Consider the following 15,113-nt stretch of genomic DNA (forward strand, 5'->3'; position numbering starts at 1 on the left):
TAGATCAAGATATTGATTAAGATTCAAAGCCTTCTAATACCAATTTGCCGATCATATCTCCTGCTTCTAGCAAACGATGAGCTTCTTGCAATTGAGCCGCATTAATCGGACGCAGACGCTTCGTCTCTGTTGTGCGAAGCTTGCCTTCATCAATCTGATTCGCAATCCGGTTCAAAATCACACCTTGCTCGTTCATATCGTCTGTCTCATACATCGAACGGGTGAACATGAATTCCCACACAAAGGTAGCACTTTTATTTTTGAGTGCTTCCAGATCAATCGGTTCCTCTGTTTCTACAATCGAACAGATTTTGCCTTGAGGAGCGATCGCATCCGCCATATGTTGCCAGTGTTGATCAGTATGATTTAAGCATAAAATATAATTCACATCAGAGATACCTATCTTTTGCAATTGAGGAACAAATTCATCATGATGATTAATCACATGATCAGCTCCATGTGCTCTAGCCCAATCGGTTGTCTCTGAACGAGACGCTGTACCGATCACTGTTAGACCTGCTTGCTGAGCAATCTGTGTAGCGATAGAACCAACGCCACCTGCGGCATTGATAATCAGAATCGTCTGATCCGAGTTCGCTGACGCATCTTCAGAGATTCCCAGACGTTCATGAATAGCTTCCCATGCTGTCAGTGATGTTAACGGCAACGCAGCAGCCGCAGCGAAATCAAGTGACTTCGGCTTATGACCTACAATACGTTCATCAACCAGATGGTATTTACTGTTACCTCCTGCTCTTGTCACACTTCCTGCATAAAAGACTTCATCTCCGATCTGAAAATCGGTCACATGCTCTCCTACTTCAACAACAGTTCCAGCTACATCCCAACCTAGAATACGAGGATTCTCCTCGACTTGATCTTTGGGTGCTCGAATCTTTGTATCCACAGGGTTCACCGAAATCGCTTGAACTTGCACAAGCAGATCACGTCCGCTAGCAGATGGTTTAGGTATTTCTACATCCAATAGACTATCCGGTTGATCAATTGGCAAATAACGCGTTACTCCTACAGCTTTCATCATACTCATTGTTTTCATCCTTTCGGTATCTATGTATGTCGTTACTGTATATTTACCCGTTATTCATTTATCTCACACTAACCGCTTTTCTCTTTTGTTTATCCCTTATTCTACTTCTACGCTTCGATCCTCTTATTGGATACAAATACATGGTACATTGTGCAAATCAATGTATTTGTTTTTATCCTAACCGATGATGAAGGAGCTGACTATTTACGTATGAAACTTTCAGTGTTTACTGTATGTACGCCTGATCTTACACCAGAACAATTGATAACAGCAGCTACACAGGCAGGTATAGACGGAATCGAGTGGCGCTTTGCTGCTATTCCGCAAGATGCGCAAGCAGAAGCTCCTTCTTTTTGGCGACATAATCGTTGTTCGATTGATCCAGAACATACTGAACCTAGTGTTTCTATTATCAAGCAATCTGTACAACAACATCAATTAGAGTCGATTGCTCTTGTTCCTTATCTGAAATGTGGGGATCTGGATAGTACCCATCATGCGTTTGCCACTGCCAGCCAATTAGGGGCTTCGATGATGCGTGTCGGTGTACCCATGTATGATCGTAGCCGTCATTATCGCGATCTGGATGCAGAAGCTACCCGTTACCTTTCCAGTGTACAAGAATTATCTCAACAATACGGGATTCAAGCTCTGATAGAGACCCATCATCAGACGATTGCTGCTAGTGCTTCTGCGGCGTTACGTCTGGTCGAACATCTGGATCCACAGCATGTAGGTGTCTTATACGATCCCGGCAATATGGTACATGAAGGATATGAAAATTACCGGATGGGGCTTCAATTGCTAGGGCCTTATCTCGCTCATGTTCATGTCAAAAATGCAGCATGGATTCAGCAAGATCAGCAATGGCATTGTCAGTGGGCTCCTATGCTTGAAGGGATTGTGCCCTGGCAACAGATCATTAGCGATTTGCAAAGTGTAGGCTATGACGGTTATCTGGGTGTTGAAGATTTTAGCGAGCAAATGGATTCGTTTGAGATGTTATCGTATTTTGCCAGATCATTTCGTGAACTTGCCGGACAGTCTATCAAGGAGGGTCAACGATGAAAGATACATCTTCTACTATACGTGTAGGCATTATTGGTGTCGGGAATATGGGGAGTGCCCATGCTCGTACATTATTATCAGGGACGATTATCGGGGCAGAACTGGTCGCTGTCTGTGATATTCGCGAAATGATGCGTGATTGGGTGAGTGAACAGCTATCGCCGACTATTGCATTTTGGAGCAATGCCGAAGACATGCTCTCTTCTGGAACGGTAGATGCAGTGATTCTGGCGACTCCACATTATGATCATGCCAGACAAGCCGCACTCGCATTTGCCAGCGGTATTCATGTTCTTGTAGAAAAACCTGCTGGCGTATACACCAGACAAGTACGGGAAATGAACGAAGCGGCAGCAGCAAGTGGCAGTGTATTTTCGATTATGTACAATCAACGCACCAATCCGCTTTATATCAAATTAAAAGACTTGATTTCTTCAGGTGAATTAGGGGAGATCAGACGTCTGAATTGGATTATTACGAACTGGTATCGCTCGCAAAGTTATTACGATTCCGGTGGTTGGCGGGCAACATGGAGTGGTGAAGGCGGCGGTGTATTGATCAACCAATGTCCGCACCAACTTGATTTGTTGCAATGGACAACAGGGATGATGCCGACCCGAATACGTGCTTTTTGTCAGTTCGGTAAATATCGCAATATTGAAGTAGAAGATGATGTGACTGCCTATGCAGAGTATGAGAATGGCGCAACAGCCGTTTTTATTACAACTACAGGCGAATATCCGGGTAGTAATCGATTTGAAATTACAGGTGATCAAGGTAAAATCGTGATCGAAAACGATACGCTAACATTCTGGCGTTTACGTGAATCCGAAACGGCATTTAATCAAAATTATACAGGCAAGTTCGGACATCCTGAATGTTGGAAATGCGAGATTCCGATTGAAGGAATCGAGACTGGACATCCTGGCATTATACGCAATTGGATTGAAAGTATTCAGCATGGTACTCCATTGATTGCTCCCGGCGAAGAAGGGATTCGTGGTCTAAGTCTATCCAATGCGATGTATTTGTCGACATGGATCGATGATTGGGTAGAACTACCTGTGAGTGAAGAGCAATTTGAGCATGAGTTGGAGCAACGCAAACAGCAATCTTCTATTGCCAAGCCTGATTCTTCGGCAGATCAATTGCCTGCTGATCTAAGTGCTACTTATAAATAATAGAAACCAAACCAAGCTATCTTAAGGAGATTACGCTATGAAACATTCGCAAAAAGACGGTATGTTCTACGCACCAACTAGTGAATATCGATCCCAACCGGTCTGTGCACCCGATCAATGTCAAATTGCTGTGGCTGCACTGGATCACGGGCATATCTACGGAATGTGCGAAGGACTGATACAAGCCGGTGCTACGCTAAAATGGGTATACGATCCTGATCCGCTCAAAGTACAGCAATTTTGCAAGCAATTTCCTCAAGTGAGCGTTGCGCCAACCTTAGAACATATTTTACAAGATGAGAAGATTCTTCTGGTCGCTGCCGCTGCTATTCCAGCAGATCGGGGACCACTTGGCATAAAGGTGATGCAAGCCGGCAAAGATTATTTTACCGACAAAGCGCCTTTCACCACCTTAGAACAATTAACCCAAGCTAAAGTCGAAACTGTTCGTAGTGGACGCAAATATATGGTCTACTATAGCGAACGCCTGCATGTAGAAAGTGCTGTCTATGCAGAGCAACTTATTCAGCAAGGTGCTATCGGACAAATAGTGCAGGTTATGGGTACAGGCCCCCATCGCTTGCAAGCAACAAAGCGACCGGATTGGTTTTTTGAGCGTGAACGATATGGAGGTATTCTTTGCGATATTGGCAGTCATCAGATTGAGCAGTTTTTGACATTTACCGGCTCTACAGATGCGACAATTCAGCATAGTCGTGTCGCTAATTTTCATCATCAGCAGTATCCTGAACTAGAAGATTTCGGTGAAATTTCATTGCTAGGCAATAGTGGCGCTTCAGGATATATGCGTGTAGATTGGTTTACCCCTGAAGGTCTTAGCACATGGGGAGATGGACGTACAACGATTCTAGGGACAGACGGTTATATTGAACTGCGTAAATATGTAGATATTGCTCGGGATAACGCAGGTGATCATGTCTATCTTGTTAATCATGAAGGGGAATATCATTTTGAAGTTAAAGGTAAAGTAGGCTTTCCATTTTTCGGTCAATTGATTGTAGATGTCTTAGAACGAACCGAACATGCGATGACTCAAGAGCATGCGTTCAAAGCCGCTGAATTATGTCTACTCGCGCAACAGCAAGCATGGAAAAAAACAAACGCACTGCAAGGATTTAATACTGCTCCTTTGGCCAATCGTCTGTCCTAGCGCTCTCTGCCAGTGTTACAATGGAGTCAAGATCATCTGATGAATAGACCCCATTGCAGGAGGTATACTGGCAAGATGCCTAATACATTGCGCTTAGACCAGTCTGTGACTTATGGATATCGATCGGAAATGCCTTTTCAACCACCGACTGTAGACGGATTCCACTCTCATTTACATTATGAGATTTATTATTTTCATGCAGGCGTGTGCACCTACATTATAGGAGATCGTAGCTATGATCTGCGTCCGGGCGATGTGTTATTGATGCATGGTATGACTTTGCATCGCCCTCATCCTGCACCTGATCAACCATATATTCGCTCGATTTTGCATTTCGATCCAGCGGTGTTACACAATTATATTCAACCTGAACATATCTCGGAATTGCTGTATCCTTTTGAACATATCGGGAATTGTCGACTGTCTCTCAATCCAGAACAACAAGCAGAATGGGAGCAGTCGTTAGCTTATCTACAACAGATCGCTCCTCAGCCAAATGCAAAAGTATCTTTGCGATTTATAATGCGGATGTGTGATCTACTATCACTTCTTGCTGAACGTTGTAAGCAAGAACATATCACTTATGAACGCATCGGGAAATCAGGATATGCGCAAGCGATTCTGGATTATATCGAAGCCCATTATATGAACGATATCACTCTGGATGATATTGCTGATCATCTTCATTTATCCAAGCCTTATATTGCGAGTGTATTCAAGCAATCAACAGGAACTACAGTATTCAAATATCTATACAATCGGCGGATTACACAAGCTACTTTATTATTGCAATATCAATCCGATCTATCGATCACTGAAGCTAGCCGATTGGTAGGATTCAAGCAATTGACTCATTTTAGCCGATTATTCAAACAAATGGTTGGTTGTTCGCCTGAAGTATATCGTGCCCGATGGTTACAGGATACGATCAATGAACACTAACTCTATGACAAAAGCCTACCCCTGTTATGATACGTTTTAGGGATAGGCTTTTATTGTATTGTAGTCTTTATTTCAGTTAAGTTGGATCAGATCCAACCAGATCGTTGTAACAATCGGCGAATCATAGTTGTTGCTTGTGCACGTGACACATCGCTTTGTGGCTCTATAGCTCCTTGATTCCCTTCAACAATATGATATTTGACAGCCAAAGCCAGTGCAGGCACAGCCCAATTAGAGACTTGCTTGCGATCAGAAAAACCACTTAGCTGTGCATTGGCTTCATTGGTCGTAATATCTGTACTCAAGCCTGTTAATTTCATCGCATGACTCAATATTTCGCTTGCTTCTTCGCGGGTAATCTGTTGATTCGGGCGAAATGTAGTATCGTTATATCCTTCGATCAATCCATGATTACTTGCACTGCCAATCACACCAGCATACCAATCAGAATCATGCACATCGGAAAAAGTAATTTTGCTAGGTTCCGCAGACAATCCCAGTGCTCTAACAATCATCGCTGCAAATTCCGCCCGGGTTACCAGTCGATCCGGTGCAAAGACTCCTCCTTTTTCCCCTGTTACAACAAGCCTTGAAGCCATATCATTCACATCTGTACGGCTCCAATGTGTAGTCATATCGACAAAAGATGGATGATGAGCTATTAGTGCATAGATACCGTTACTCCATCCATGAATACGTGCTAGTGATTGACTGTCTGCTGATGATGAGGGTGAGATCACTGTAGGAACAGGATTGATCGTCTGATCACTATGATACACAATCGCTGTAGTGGCTGTAGCATTAGCAGAAGGAGTAGAGGTTGTATTCGGTACTGACATTGTTACGTCGAGACTTTGGTCACTTCCCTGCGGATTCACGGCTACTGTCTGTCCGTTATATTCAGCATGTAATTGAATACCTACCGGAGAACCGATCATCGTCAGCCCTTGTTGGTTCACAATAGATTGCAAAGGTGCTAACTCACTACTGGATGGTGTACTGATATTGATAATTAGCGTAATCGGAGTGACCGCTGATGGCGGGTTGATAAATGATTGAATCAATTGTTGTTGCGGTAGTATAGCAATAGGCAAAGTGTACGTTACTTGCGGACACACAATTATCAGCGAACCCTGTTGCTCATACAATGCTTGTAATAATGAACCTTCAATCGGTACTTGAATCGATGGTTGATCTTTTGGGATTGAAATCGCTAATTGATGATCATTGTTCGCTGTTAGTTGTTGAATCGCTAAAGGATTGTTGATGTGGATGGTAGGCAAAGTAGAATCTGTAGCCGGGTCAATTGTAACTAGTGGCTTGGTCTCTATACTATTCTCATCATTCGTAACCATAGGAGTCGTTGCCATATCTGCGGAATCCGGTGATCCGATAACAGGTTCTGCAAGCGACGAATCTACAGTCGTTGGGGCAATAGACGTGACGGTAGGATCGACAAATATATAAGAGCCATCTCTACCCAACTGTATAACCGCTACTAAGCGAACATTAGTAGGATCTGCTTGTTCTCGAACATACAGATAACCCGGTTGCCATTGTATAGGGGTAACGATCATTTCTGCTTGAACCCATGTACCATTGGTGCCGTTAGTAGAATCTATGCTATATTCCATCGCTGTGGTCGTCCCTGTTAGCCACCCTGCTAGAATATTCACACCTACATCGGCTAGATCCACCGATGACCCTGCTAGCACAACAGGCGATGATAAGCTGTCTGATGAAGTGGATTGTTCGGCTGCGTGAACATCTTGTACAGCACCCCATCCCCAAGCCACCATCATTAGCAGACTGATGCAACAGATATACAGCGAATACCGACTGATATCACGTCCACGATAATGCGCCATCGCGAACCCCCTATCCTTTTTATAATTATATATTTGGTCATTTATTGGTGAAGTCGTTGATATAATTGTATCGTTTCTTTTTGAGGTTCAATGCCTAGATCTTCTTGTAGTAAATTCACAAAACTTCGATAGCAACTTGTCAGCAAAGCATAATGACCGATACTGGCATAAGCAGTCATTAACAATCGGCAAATTTCTTCTGAATACGGATCTTTTTGCCATGCGCTTAATAGACGCTGAATAGCTTGCTGTTCCCGATTATGATTGATCTCATATTGAGCGGTTGTGAACAGTAGATTCATATAAGCTTGCAATAAATTTTGACGGCGAATACTTGCCCAGGGGTAATCATGTTCTTCTAAATAATCACCGCGATATAACGATAACAAGTGTTCATTTTGATGATAGCAATCTTCGGCATAATCTTTGTCTGCTTGAATGCCTGCTTCAAATCGATCTACATCATTCATAATACCTTCTTGATTCAATCGATATCCTTCTTGTGCATATTCCAGCTTGGTAGTGATACCCCATTCTTTGAGTAACTTCCGAATCTGATATACCGATGTATGCAAATGAGTGGTTGCTTTTTCTTCTGTATATTCCGGCCATAACGCATCTATAATTTTTTCTTTGGAGACCCATTCTCCTTTGTGATGCATCAGAAAAGCAAACAACTCTTGAGCTTTCATCGTACGCCATTTTAGTTTTTTGCCATCATGGTGTCCATCTTGTAAAGTAAGCCGCTTAAAGCATAATACTTTGACCATATCTTCAGCAGGCTCGGTCTCTACCACTTGAGTAGTTGGAATCGAATTGCGTATCCGTTCTAACGTTTTTTGAAAACGAACAGGCACAATCGGTTTTAATATATAATCCAGTGCATTTAATTCAAATGCTTCTAAAGCATATTCAGAATAGGCTGTAATATAAATAATTTTGATTCCATGATCAATCTGTTGAATATATTCAGCCGCTTCTAGCCCATTAATCTCAGGCATCCCAATATCGAGAAAAACAATATCAGTTTTATCTTTTTTCAAATGATCGATCCCTGCTTGAGCAAATGTATATTTGCCAACGACCTCAATATTGCCATCTTTGTTTAACAGTTTTTCCAAGTGTAACAATGCTGGTTTTTCATCATCGATCAAAATCGCTCTCATGCGCTTATTTCACCTCCCGGAATCATAAAGCTTACCGTTGTTCCTTTACCGATAGTACTTTCAATTTGTAGCCCTTCCCCGTACATTGCGAGTAGACGTTTGTGAATATTAATCACACCTACACCACTATTGGCAGAAGCTGCAGACTCGCCTGCTAATAATGCTTGAATCTTTTCAGGTGCGATACCGATACCATCATCGTGAATACGTACGAATAGATCATTCTGTTGTTCTTGAATCGAGATTGTCAGTATACCGCCTGCTGCTCTGTTCATCAGCCCATGTCGCACTGCATTTTCAACAAGCGGTTGTATACTAAGCGGTGGAATCATTTGCCCGATTTCGCGATCAATATCCCATACAATCTGCAAACGTTCATCAAAGCGTGCTTTTTCCAAAAATAAATACGATTGAATCAATTCGATTTCTTTATTCAATGTCGTTAACTGATCCCGATTCTGAAAATCAAAACTTCGCCGTAAATACTGACTGAGCTCAATCAACAATTCTGAAGCTTGATCTGGATCAATCGAACACATCGCAATAATCGTATTCAGCGCATTGTATAAAAAATGAGGCTTGATCTGTGCTTGTAAAAAAGCCATTTCTGTCCGTAACACAGTCTGTACAGATGATTTGAGTGCTAACAATGTATTCACACGTGCTCTTAGCTCAATCGCATGAACAGGCTTGCCTAGAAAATCATTAATCCCTGCTGCAAATCCATTCTGAATATCTTCAGGACGACTTCGTGCAGTCAACATCAATATCGGTAATTCAGATAGAGAATACCGCTGACGAACCTGCCGGCATAATTCCAGTCCCGACATCCCTGGCATCATCCAATCGGTAATCATTAGATCAATTTTCGGATGGTACCGTAATTTATCCAGCGCTTGCTTCCCACTTTGAGCTTCAATCACCACATACTGTTGTAACGATAAAATATTGTTCAACACCTGCAAGTTCATCGGATCATCATCGACAATCAAAATAACATGCGTATGCGGAGCAGCAGATAATTCATCATCGTTATGTGCTACTGCATCTTTTTCACGTTGTAACACAGGTTTGTTTTTGGAGATCGATTGTTTGACTTCATGTTGAACAGTGATCGGTTTGGAGAACGTGGTAAGTTCTTTGGTGATCGGTACATCCGCTGTCGGCAATGTCACTGTAAAAGTAGATCCTTGACCGGGAACCGAGTCCACAGTGATCTGTCCATCGTTCAGCTCGACCAGCTTTTTGGTGATGCTAAGTCCTAGCCCTGTACCAGCATAACTTTGTTCTGATAGCCCTAACCCTTGCTCAAATGATTTGAAAATATCTTCATACCGATCTGCTTCGATCCCGATACCTGTATCTGTTACAGAAAAAGTAACCGCTTGTGCACCCACTTCTACAATAAAACGAATCTCTCCTTGTTCAGTAAATTTCACAGCATTGCCAAGCAAGTTATATAAAATCTGAATTAACCGATCTTCATCGGTATACAGTGGAGGTACATATTCAGGCCATTCTTGGATAAATACAATTTGTCGTCCTGCTACGGTATAGCTAACAATTTCGAGTACAGATTCAGCAACAGTACGTAAATCGACCGCTTTGCGATCTAACAACAGATCACCATTTTTCAATTTGGAATAATCCAGAATATCGTTGATTAACGCTGCCAGCTTACGCCCTGTTGAAGATACTAAGATCAGTTGCTCCGCTTGCTGGTCTGCTACAGGCCCGGCTGCCCCTTCTATCAGTGATTCCGTCATATTAATCATGCCATGCAAAGGGGTACGAAGCGCATGTGATGTATTGGCTATAAATTCATCTTTTAATTCATCTAACGTCAGTAATTGCTGAGATAGATTCTCGATTTGTTGAAAAGAAAGGGCAAATTGTCGACCGATCAACAGACACTGCGTAATAACAAAAAATAATACTTCTAAAGGAATAATCACTGTATTGTCGATAATCCCTCGCAGACTGATTAAACTAATAATCGCAACGACCGCTAGACTATGCACACTTAACAGCATCGCCTGACTATTCGGTTGCTTGCGAATAACAGCTCTCACTACGATATAGAGGATATATGCCACTGTAAGCAAGTTACAGAAAAACCATCCTTTATCCACCTGAGTGAAAAAAGTTGTTGGTGTTGCTAACGCCATAATCAGTAAGATGATAGACATGATTCGATACATACGTAACACCCAGCGATGAGCTACATTCGGTAACGATTTGCTTACATAAAACAGCAAACAGTAATAGAAAGTCACCGAACAGATGAGTTGAACACGCAATACAATATCGTAGGAAAGATCAGGTAATATCATACTGAATAACTTTTCTCCATGTGTTAGTACATGTACAAAAGCAGCGATACAGAAAAATCCTAGATATAGCAAGGTCTGATCTTTACGACGCATATGATAAAGAATCAATACATACAGACCGGGAAGCAGAAATCCTCCCATCACTGCAATATCACTAATAATCGAAATTTCACGTTCTTTAGTAATCGAAGCCAGATCACCAAAATTGATCGGATAAACGATACCACCAGACGAATAACTATAATTCGAGACTTGAACAACCAGATCTATCGTATTGCCATTTACAGGAACCCATGTGTTATAAGGAACATTGTTAGGGATCGTCGTTGCTGCTGTCGTCCCCGGAGACCCGCTAGACCCTACAAGTTGTCCATTGATAAAAATGCGATTAGCTGTACGGATATTTTTGACATGAATACCATACATGCGTTCCGCTTGCTCTGGATCTGATACCAGAATGCGCAAATGATACGTTGCATGCCCAAAAGCAGAAGCTCCATGTTGCTCCATCACTTTATTCCATGATTGTGGAACTTGAATAGGTTGAGCCAGAGTATTCGTTGATATTGCTTTTCCATTTTGAAAATCTTGCGGATTCAGCAAAACAGAGGGGTAAATATCCCATTCTCCATTGAGGGGAACTGTGCCATCTGCTGTGTAATCCCACTGACGCAAATCCATGACTCCATGTTGTGAAACAGGATGTTTGATTGTATCGTCAAGATATTGCCGGATAAATCCATATACAGGCAAAGCGATTAATAAGAATACAATTATGGGGACTAGCCATTGTTTTTTCATAACGGCTCCTTCATCTTCTTCTGATGTTTACTATTTATGTAAGAATCATTTGCAGATTTGCGCAAAATAGTTCATGTTCTAATCTATATAACGGTCAAAAGCATCCAGAAATGTTGGTTTTGACGCAAAATAATTAGAGTTTTTACTAATTATTCAAGATGTATGATTTGGTGTATGTTAACTATAGAGTCATAGCATATAAGGAGGAATAATAATGAAAGCAGTTGTAATCGAACAATACGGTGAAAAAGAAGAACTGAAAGAAATGAATGTTCCTGATCCTGTGCCCGGAGAACATCAAGTAGTCGTTAAATTAAAAGCGACTTCGATCAATCCGATTGACTGGAAATTACGTGCGGGTTATTTAAAACAAATGATGGATTGGGAGTTCCCGATTATTTTGGGATGGGATGCTGCTGGTGTGATTACAGAAGTCGGCTCTGCGGTTACCGAATGGAAAATCGGAGATGAAGTATTTGCTCGTCCGGAAACAACGCGCTTTGGTACGTACGCAGAGTATACGCTGGTAGATGATCATTTATTAGCAGCATTGCCTGTCAGTGTGACTTTTCAAGAAGCGGCTTCGATTCCGTTGGCAGGACTAACTGCATGGCAAGCTCTGTTCGATCATGGACAATTGAAGTCAGGTGAAACAGTACTGATTCATGCAGGAGCAGGTGGCGTAGGTAGTCTTGCGATCCAACTTGCTAAAAATGCAGGTGCTCATGTTATTACAACAGCTAGTGAAAAAAATAAAGAATTTCTTGAATCATTAGGAGCAGATCAAATAATTGATTACAAATCGGCTGACTTCTCCGAAATCTTGTCCGATGTCGATCTGGTATTTGATACGATGGGCGATAAGATTCAAGCCGATAGCTTCAAAGTACTCAAACCCGGTACTGGACGCTTAATCTCGATCGTTGGAGAACCGGATGAGAAGCTTAAAGCACAATACGATGTGACTGCCAAATCGATCTGGTTACAACCTAACGGCGAACAATTGCAAAAGTTAGCGTTATTAATGGCTGAAGGCAAGCTCAAAGCCATCGTCGGCACTGAAATTCCTTTCTCTGAAAAAGGTCTACAAGAAGCTCATGAATTGAGTGCTACTCATCATGCTAAAGGTAAAATTGTAATCACGTTTGAATAGAAACGGTGGTGCAATCTCCAATGGGATGGATTAATCCTGCAAGTGTGTTTCCAGATCCTTTATTTCGTCTGGTCTGGTTGATTGAATTGTTGGTTTTATTATTTATTATTTTGGCAGGTTCACGTTTTTCTCGTAAAAGCTGGATCGGTACGACAATCTTATTTGTATTGGGATTGTGTGCTGTTCTGCCGGGGTATATTTATCAACTAACTCATCCAGATCCAATAGGCGCGTTAATTGATATTCCGTTATTATTGATGTTCCCGATTATGTTGGTCAGTCTGATATGGGCAATCATCATCTGGATCTATCGATGGTACAGTAGACAACGCTCACGCTCTTCTACTACAAGTTAACATCACAAAAACCTCTTACTTCGATAGATTACCGAAATAAGAGGTTTTTGCTTTTTATTTATAAGAATAGACTACAGATAGGACTAGCAATTATTCGTCTTTTTGCAATTGCTCTACTGTCGTACGTATAATTAATTGTAGTGCTCGGGACATTAAGTTGATCGGCAATGTCGGAAGACTTGGCTTATGCAGAGCCATTTCTGTTGAAGCTGGAAAATGAACAAAGCCTGCCATAACACCCGGACTGGACTGCTTTACATAATCCAGCATACCGTACATGACATTGTTACAGATAAACGTTCCGGCTGTATTAGAAATAACGGCTGGAATCCCATTTTCAATCAATCGATCAGTAATCACACGAATCGGTAACGTTGAAAATAATCCATCCGGTCCATTCGCTCGAATCGGTACATCTTGTGGACGTTCGTTACGGTTATCAGCATAACTAGAAGCTTCGATGTCTTTGATATTTACTGCAATCCGCTCCAAATTAACAGCTGTACGTCCTGCTGCCAGCCCGCAAGCGATAATAATATCAGGCTGGAATCGCTCCACTTCAGCAAGCAGTAATTCGACACATTCATCATAGTGTACAGGTAACAAGATCGTATGCAGTTCTAACGAAATATCTGTAAATGAATAATCTTCCATCGCTTGCAATAAAGACTGTGTTGGATTGATAGTATGACCACCAAATGGTTCAAATCCAGATAATAATAATTTCATAAGTTACCACCCCTTTTCGCTTATTTTGTACATCTAGAACATTGCTATTGTGGAGATATTAGACCGTTGGTTTCTTTACAGTTTACATGAAGTTGATCAAGTTGGACATTGACATTTAAAATGGATACGTTACAATTAAGATATATATTTATGAAAATTAAATTTTGCAAAATCATTTTTAAAGGAGATGGAATAGAATGTCAGTCTACGATTATTCAGCAACAACAATTGATAAAGAAGAAAAGTCTCTTGCCGATTACAATGGTGATGTACTCCTTATCGTGAATACAGCAAGTGGTTGCGGTCTAACTCCTCAATATGAAGGTCTGCAAAAATTATACGATACGTATCAAGAACAAGGATTCAAAGTACTTGGCTTCCCTTGTAACCAGTTCAAAGGACAAGAGCCAGGCACAGAAGAAGATATCAAATCTTTTTGTCAGGTGAACTACAACGTTAGTTTCCCGCTATTCTCCAAAGTAGATGTGATTGGTGAGACTGCTCATCCATTATTCCAATATCTAGTGAATGAGACTCCTGCGCCTTCGCGTACAGGCGAGATCGAATGGAATTTTGCCAAATTCTTGGTTGACCAAAAGGGAAATGTGGTTAAACAATATCCATCACGTCTTGATCCAGCAGAAGTAGAAAGTGATATTCAAAAAGTACTTGCTGGTGAAAAGTTAAACTAATTGTATGCTGAATACAGTTGTTAAATTGTGGTAAAATAATGATGAAGTACTACTTTCACACTAACTAACTGGAGGTCGATGAACAATGGCATTAACATTTACGGATATGGTAACAAAAGCAAGAAATAACGTACCTGGTGTATCTTCTGAAGAAGCACGCAAAAAAATCAACGCACAACCTGAAACATTTATTATTGATGTACAGGATGCTAAAGACGCTGGAGCTTGTGGTCTAATTCCAAGTAGCGCTAATATCACGTTGGGTATGTTGCCAATTCGTGCTGATCTACAATTGCCAGAAGAACTGCGCGATGGTCGTTTGTCAGATCGTTCACGTCCGATTCTAGTGACTTGTGGTGCAGGCGGACAAGCTGCTCTTGGTGCTTACCTTCTTAAAGAAATGGGCTTCACTGATGTCGCTTATATCGATGGCGGAACAGCAGCATGGAAACAAGCTGGCTTTGAAGTCGAAGAAGCATAATTTATTTTCCTGACAACTATTATTGTATATTTATTTTTTAAAAGAAGCCTTGAAGATTGCTTTCAAGGCTTTTTGTTTATCGTCTTTTCTACATTACATACTGACTTGATTGTTGTTGATAAGG

13 protein-coding genes are annotated in these 15,113 nt (G+C 41.4%); 8 read left to right on the forward strand and 5 right to left on the reverse strand.

Features of this window, described 5'->3' with window-relative positions; all coding sequences use genetic code 11:
* Nucleotides 1-16: 16 nt before the first annotated feature.
* Entirely contained in the window at nucleotides 17-1,048 is a 1,032-nt protein-coding gene (locus PQ456_RS21435) for a zinc-binding alcohol dehydrogenase family protein (RefSeq protein ID WP_273614034.1), read from the reverse strand.
* A gap of 210 nt (nucleotides 1,049-1,258) precedes the next feature.
* Here PQ456_RS21435 and PQ456_RS21440 point away from each other — a divergent pair, with 210 nt between their 5' ends.
* The 4 genes from PQ456_RS21440 (at nucleotide 1,259) to PQ456_RS21455 (ending at nucleotide 5,410) form a co-directional block, all read left to right on the forward strand.
* Nucleotides 1,259-2,116, forward strand: coding sequence for a sugar phosphate isomerase/epimerase family protein (locus PQ456_RS21440; protein ID WP_273614035.1), 858 nt, complete (start codon nucleotides 1,259-1,261; stop codon nucleotides 2,114-2,116).
* Complete coding sequence (locus PQ456_RS21445) at nucleotides 2,113-3,297, forward strand: Gfo/Idh/MocA family protein (RefSeq protein ID WP_273614036.1); 1,185 nt, start codon at nucleotides 2,113-2,115, stop codon at nucleotides 3,295-3,297. The genes PQ456_RS21440 and PQ456_RS21445 overlap by 4 nt, the downstream gene beginning before the upstream one ends.
* A gap of 37 nt (nucleotides 3,298-3,334) precedes the next feature.
* Entirely contained in the window at nucleotides 3,335-4,468 is a 1,134-nt protein-coding gene (locus PQ456_RS21450; RefSeq protein WP_273614037.1) for a Gfo/Idh/MocA family protein, read from the forward strand.
* 75 nt (nucleotides 4,469-4,543) lie between these two features.
* On the forward strand, nucleotides 4,544-5,410 hold the full coding sequence (locus tag PQ456_RS21455; RefSeq protein ID WP_273614038.1) for an AraC family transcriptional regulator: 867 nt from the start codon (nucleotides 4,544-4,546) through the stop codon (nucleotides 5,408-5,410).
* Between the two features lie 86 nt (nucleotides 5,411-5,496).
* Here the strand turns inward: PQ456_RS21455 and PQ456_RS21460 are convergent, their stop codons facing one another.
* Genes PQ456_RS21460 through PQ456_RS21470 form a run of 3 tightly spaced genes read right to left on the reverse strand, consistent with a single transcriptional unit; the run spans nucleotide 5,497 to nucleotide 11,578 of the window.
* Nucleotides 5,497-7,278 carry an S-layer homology domain-containing protein gene (locus PQ456_RS21460; RefSeq protein WP_273614039.1) on the reverse strand — a complete coding sequence of 594 codons (1,782 nt, stop codon included), beginning with the start codon at nucleotides 7,276-7,278 and terminating at the stop codon, nucleotides 5,497-5,499.
* A gap of 41 nt (nucleotides 7,279-7,319) precedes the next feature.
* Nucleotides 7,320-8,444 carry a response regulator gene (locus PQ456_RS21465; RefSeq protein WP_273614040.1) on the reverse strand — a complete coding sequence of 375 codons (1,125 nt, stop codon included), beginning with the start codon at nucleotides 8,442-8,444 and terminating at the stop codon, nucleotides 7,320-7,322.
* Entirely contained in the window at nucleotides 8,441-11,578 is a 3,138-nt protein-coding gene (locus tag PQ456_RS21470) for a hybrid sensor histidine kinase/response regulator (protein WP_273614041.1), read from the reverse strand. The genes PQ456_RS21465 and PQ456_RS21470 overlap by 4 nt, the downstream gene beginning before the upstream one ends.
* Nucleotides 11,579-11,792: 214 nt before the next feature.
* Between PQ456_RS21470 and PQ456_RS21475 the strand changes: the two genes are divergently transcribed.
* The gene (locus tag PQ456_RS21475; protein ID WP_273614042.1) at nucleotides 11,793-12,731 is read left to right on the forward strand and encodes an NADP-dependent oxidoreductase; all 939 of its coding nucleotides are present in this window, start codon (nucleotides 11,793-11,795) and stop codon (nucleotides 12,729-12,731) included.
* 20 nt (nucleotides 12,732-12,751) lie between these two features.
* Nucleotides 12,752-13,087, forward strand: coding sequence for a hypothetical protein (locus PQ456_RS21480; RefSeq protein ID WP_273614043.1), 336 nt, complete (start codon nucleotides 12,752-12,754; stop codon nucleotides 13,085-13,087).
* Nucleotides 13,088-13,177: 90 nt separating this feature from the next.
* Here PQ456_RS21480 and PQ456_RS21485 read toward each other — a convergent pair whose 3' ends face one another.
* Entirely contained in the window at nucleotides 13,178-13,816 is a 639-nt protein-coding gene (locus PQ456_RS21485) for a pyroglutamyl-peptidase I (RefSeq protein ID WP_273614044.1), read from the reverse strand.
* A 197-nt stretch (nucleotides 13,817-14,013) separates the two neighbouring features.
* Here PQ456_RS21485 and PQ456_RS21490 point away from each other — a divergent pair, with 197 nt between their 5' ends.
* Both PQ456_RS21490 and PQ456_RS21495 read left to right on the forward strand, forming a co-directional pair.
* Entirely contained in the window at nucleotides 14,014-14,508 is a 495-nt protein-coding gene (locus PQ456_RS21490) for a glutathione peroxidase (protein WP_204826009.1), read from the forward strand.
* A gap of 85 nt (nucleotides 14,509-14,593) precedes the next feature.
* On the forward strand, nucleotides 14,594-14,989 hold the full coding sequence (locus tag PQ456_RS21495; protein ID WP_204826008.1) for a rhodanese-like domain-containing protein: 396 nt from the start codon (nucleotides 14,594-14,596) through the stop codon (nucleotides 14,987-14,989).
* Nucleotides 14,990-15,113: the final 124 nt, after the last annotated feature.

Origin of the sequence: Paenibacillus kyungheensis, from assembly GCF_028606985.1 — a bacterium.
Lineage (GTDB): Bacteria > Bacillota > Bacilli > Paenibacillales > Paenibacillaceae > Saccharibacillus > Saccharibacillus kyungheensis.

Coding starts and splice junctions, on each gene's coding strand:
- PQ456_RS21435 (WP_273614034.1), bottom strand. CDS start 1,048: ATGAGTATGATGAAAGCTGTAGGAGTAACGCGTTATTTGCCAATTGAT.
- PQ456_RS21440 (WP_273614035.1), top strand. CDS start 1,259: ATGAAACTTTCAGTGTTTACTGTATGTACGCCTGATCTTACACCAGAA.
- PQ456_RS21445 (WP_273614036.1), top strand. CDS start 2,113: ATGAAAGATACATCTTCTACTATACGTGTAGGCATTATTGGTGTCGGG.
- PQ456_RS21450 (WP_273614037.1), top strand. CDS start 3,335: ATGAAACATTCGCAAAAAGACGGTATGTTCTACGCACCAACTAGTGAA.
- PQ456_RS21455 (WP_273614038.1), top strand. CDS start 4,544: ATGCCTAATACATTGCGCTTAGACCAGTCTGTGACTTATGGATATCGA.
- PQ456_RS21460 (WP_273614039.1), bottom strand. CDS start 7,278: ATGGCGCATTATCGTGGACGTGATATCAGTCGGTATTCGCTGTATATC.
- PQ456_RS21465 (WP_273614040.1), bottom strand. CDS start 8,444: ATGAGAGCGATTTTGATCGATGATGAAAAACCAGCATTGTTACACTTG.
- PQ456_RS21470 (WP_273614041.1), bottom strand. CDS start 11,578: ATGAAAAAACAATGGCTAGTCCCCATAATTGTATTCTTATTAATCGCT.
- PQ456_RS21475 (WP_273614042.1), top strand. CDS start 11,793: ATGAAAGCAGTTGTAATCGAACAATACGGTGAAAAAGAAGAACTGAAA.
- PQ456_RS21480 (WP_273614043.1), top strand. CDS start 12,752: ATGGGATGGATTAATCCTGCAAGTGTGTTTCCAGATCCTTTATTTCGT.
- PQ456_RS21485 (WP_273614044.1), bottom strand. CDS start 13,816: ATGAAATTATTATTATCTGGATTTGAACCATTTGGTGGTCATACTATC.
- PQ456_RS21490 (WP_204826009.1), top strand. CDS start 14,014: ATGTCAGTCTACGATTATTCAGCAACAACAATTGATAAAGAAGAAAAG.
- PQ456_RS21495 (WP_204826008.1), top strand. CDS start 14,594: ATGGCATTAACATTTACGGATATGGTAACAAAAGCAAGAAATAACGTA.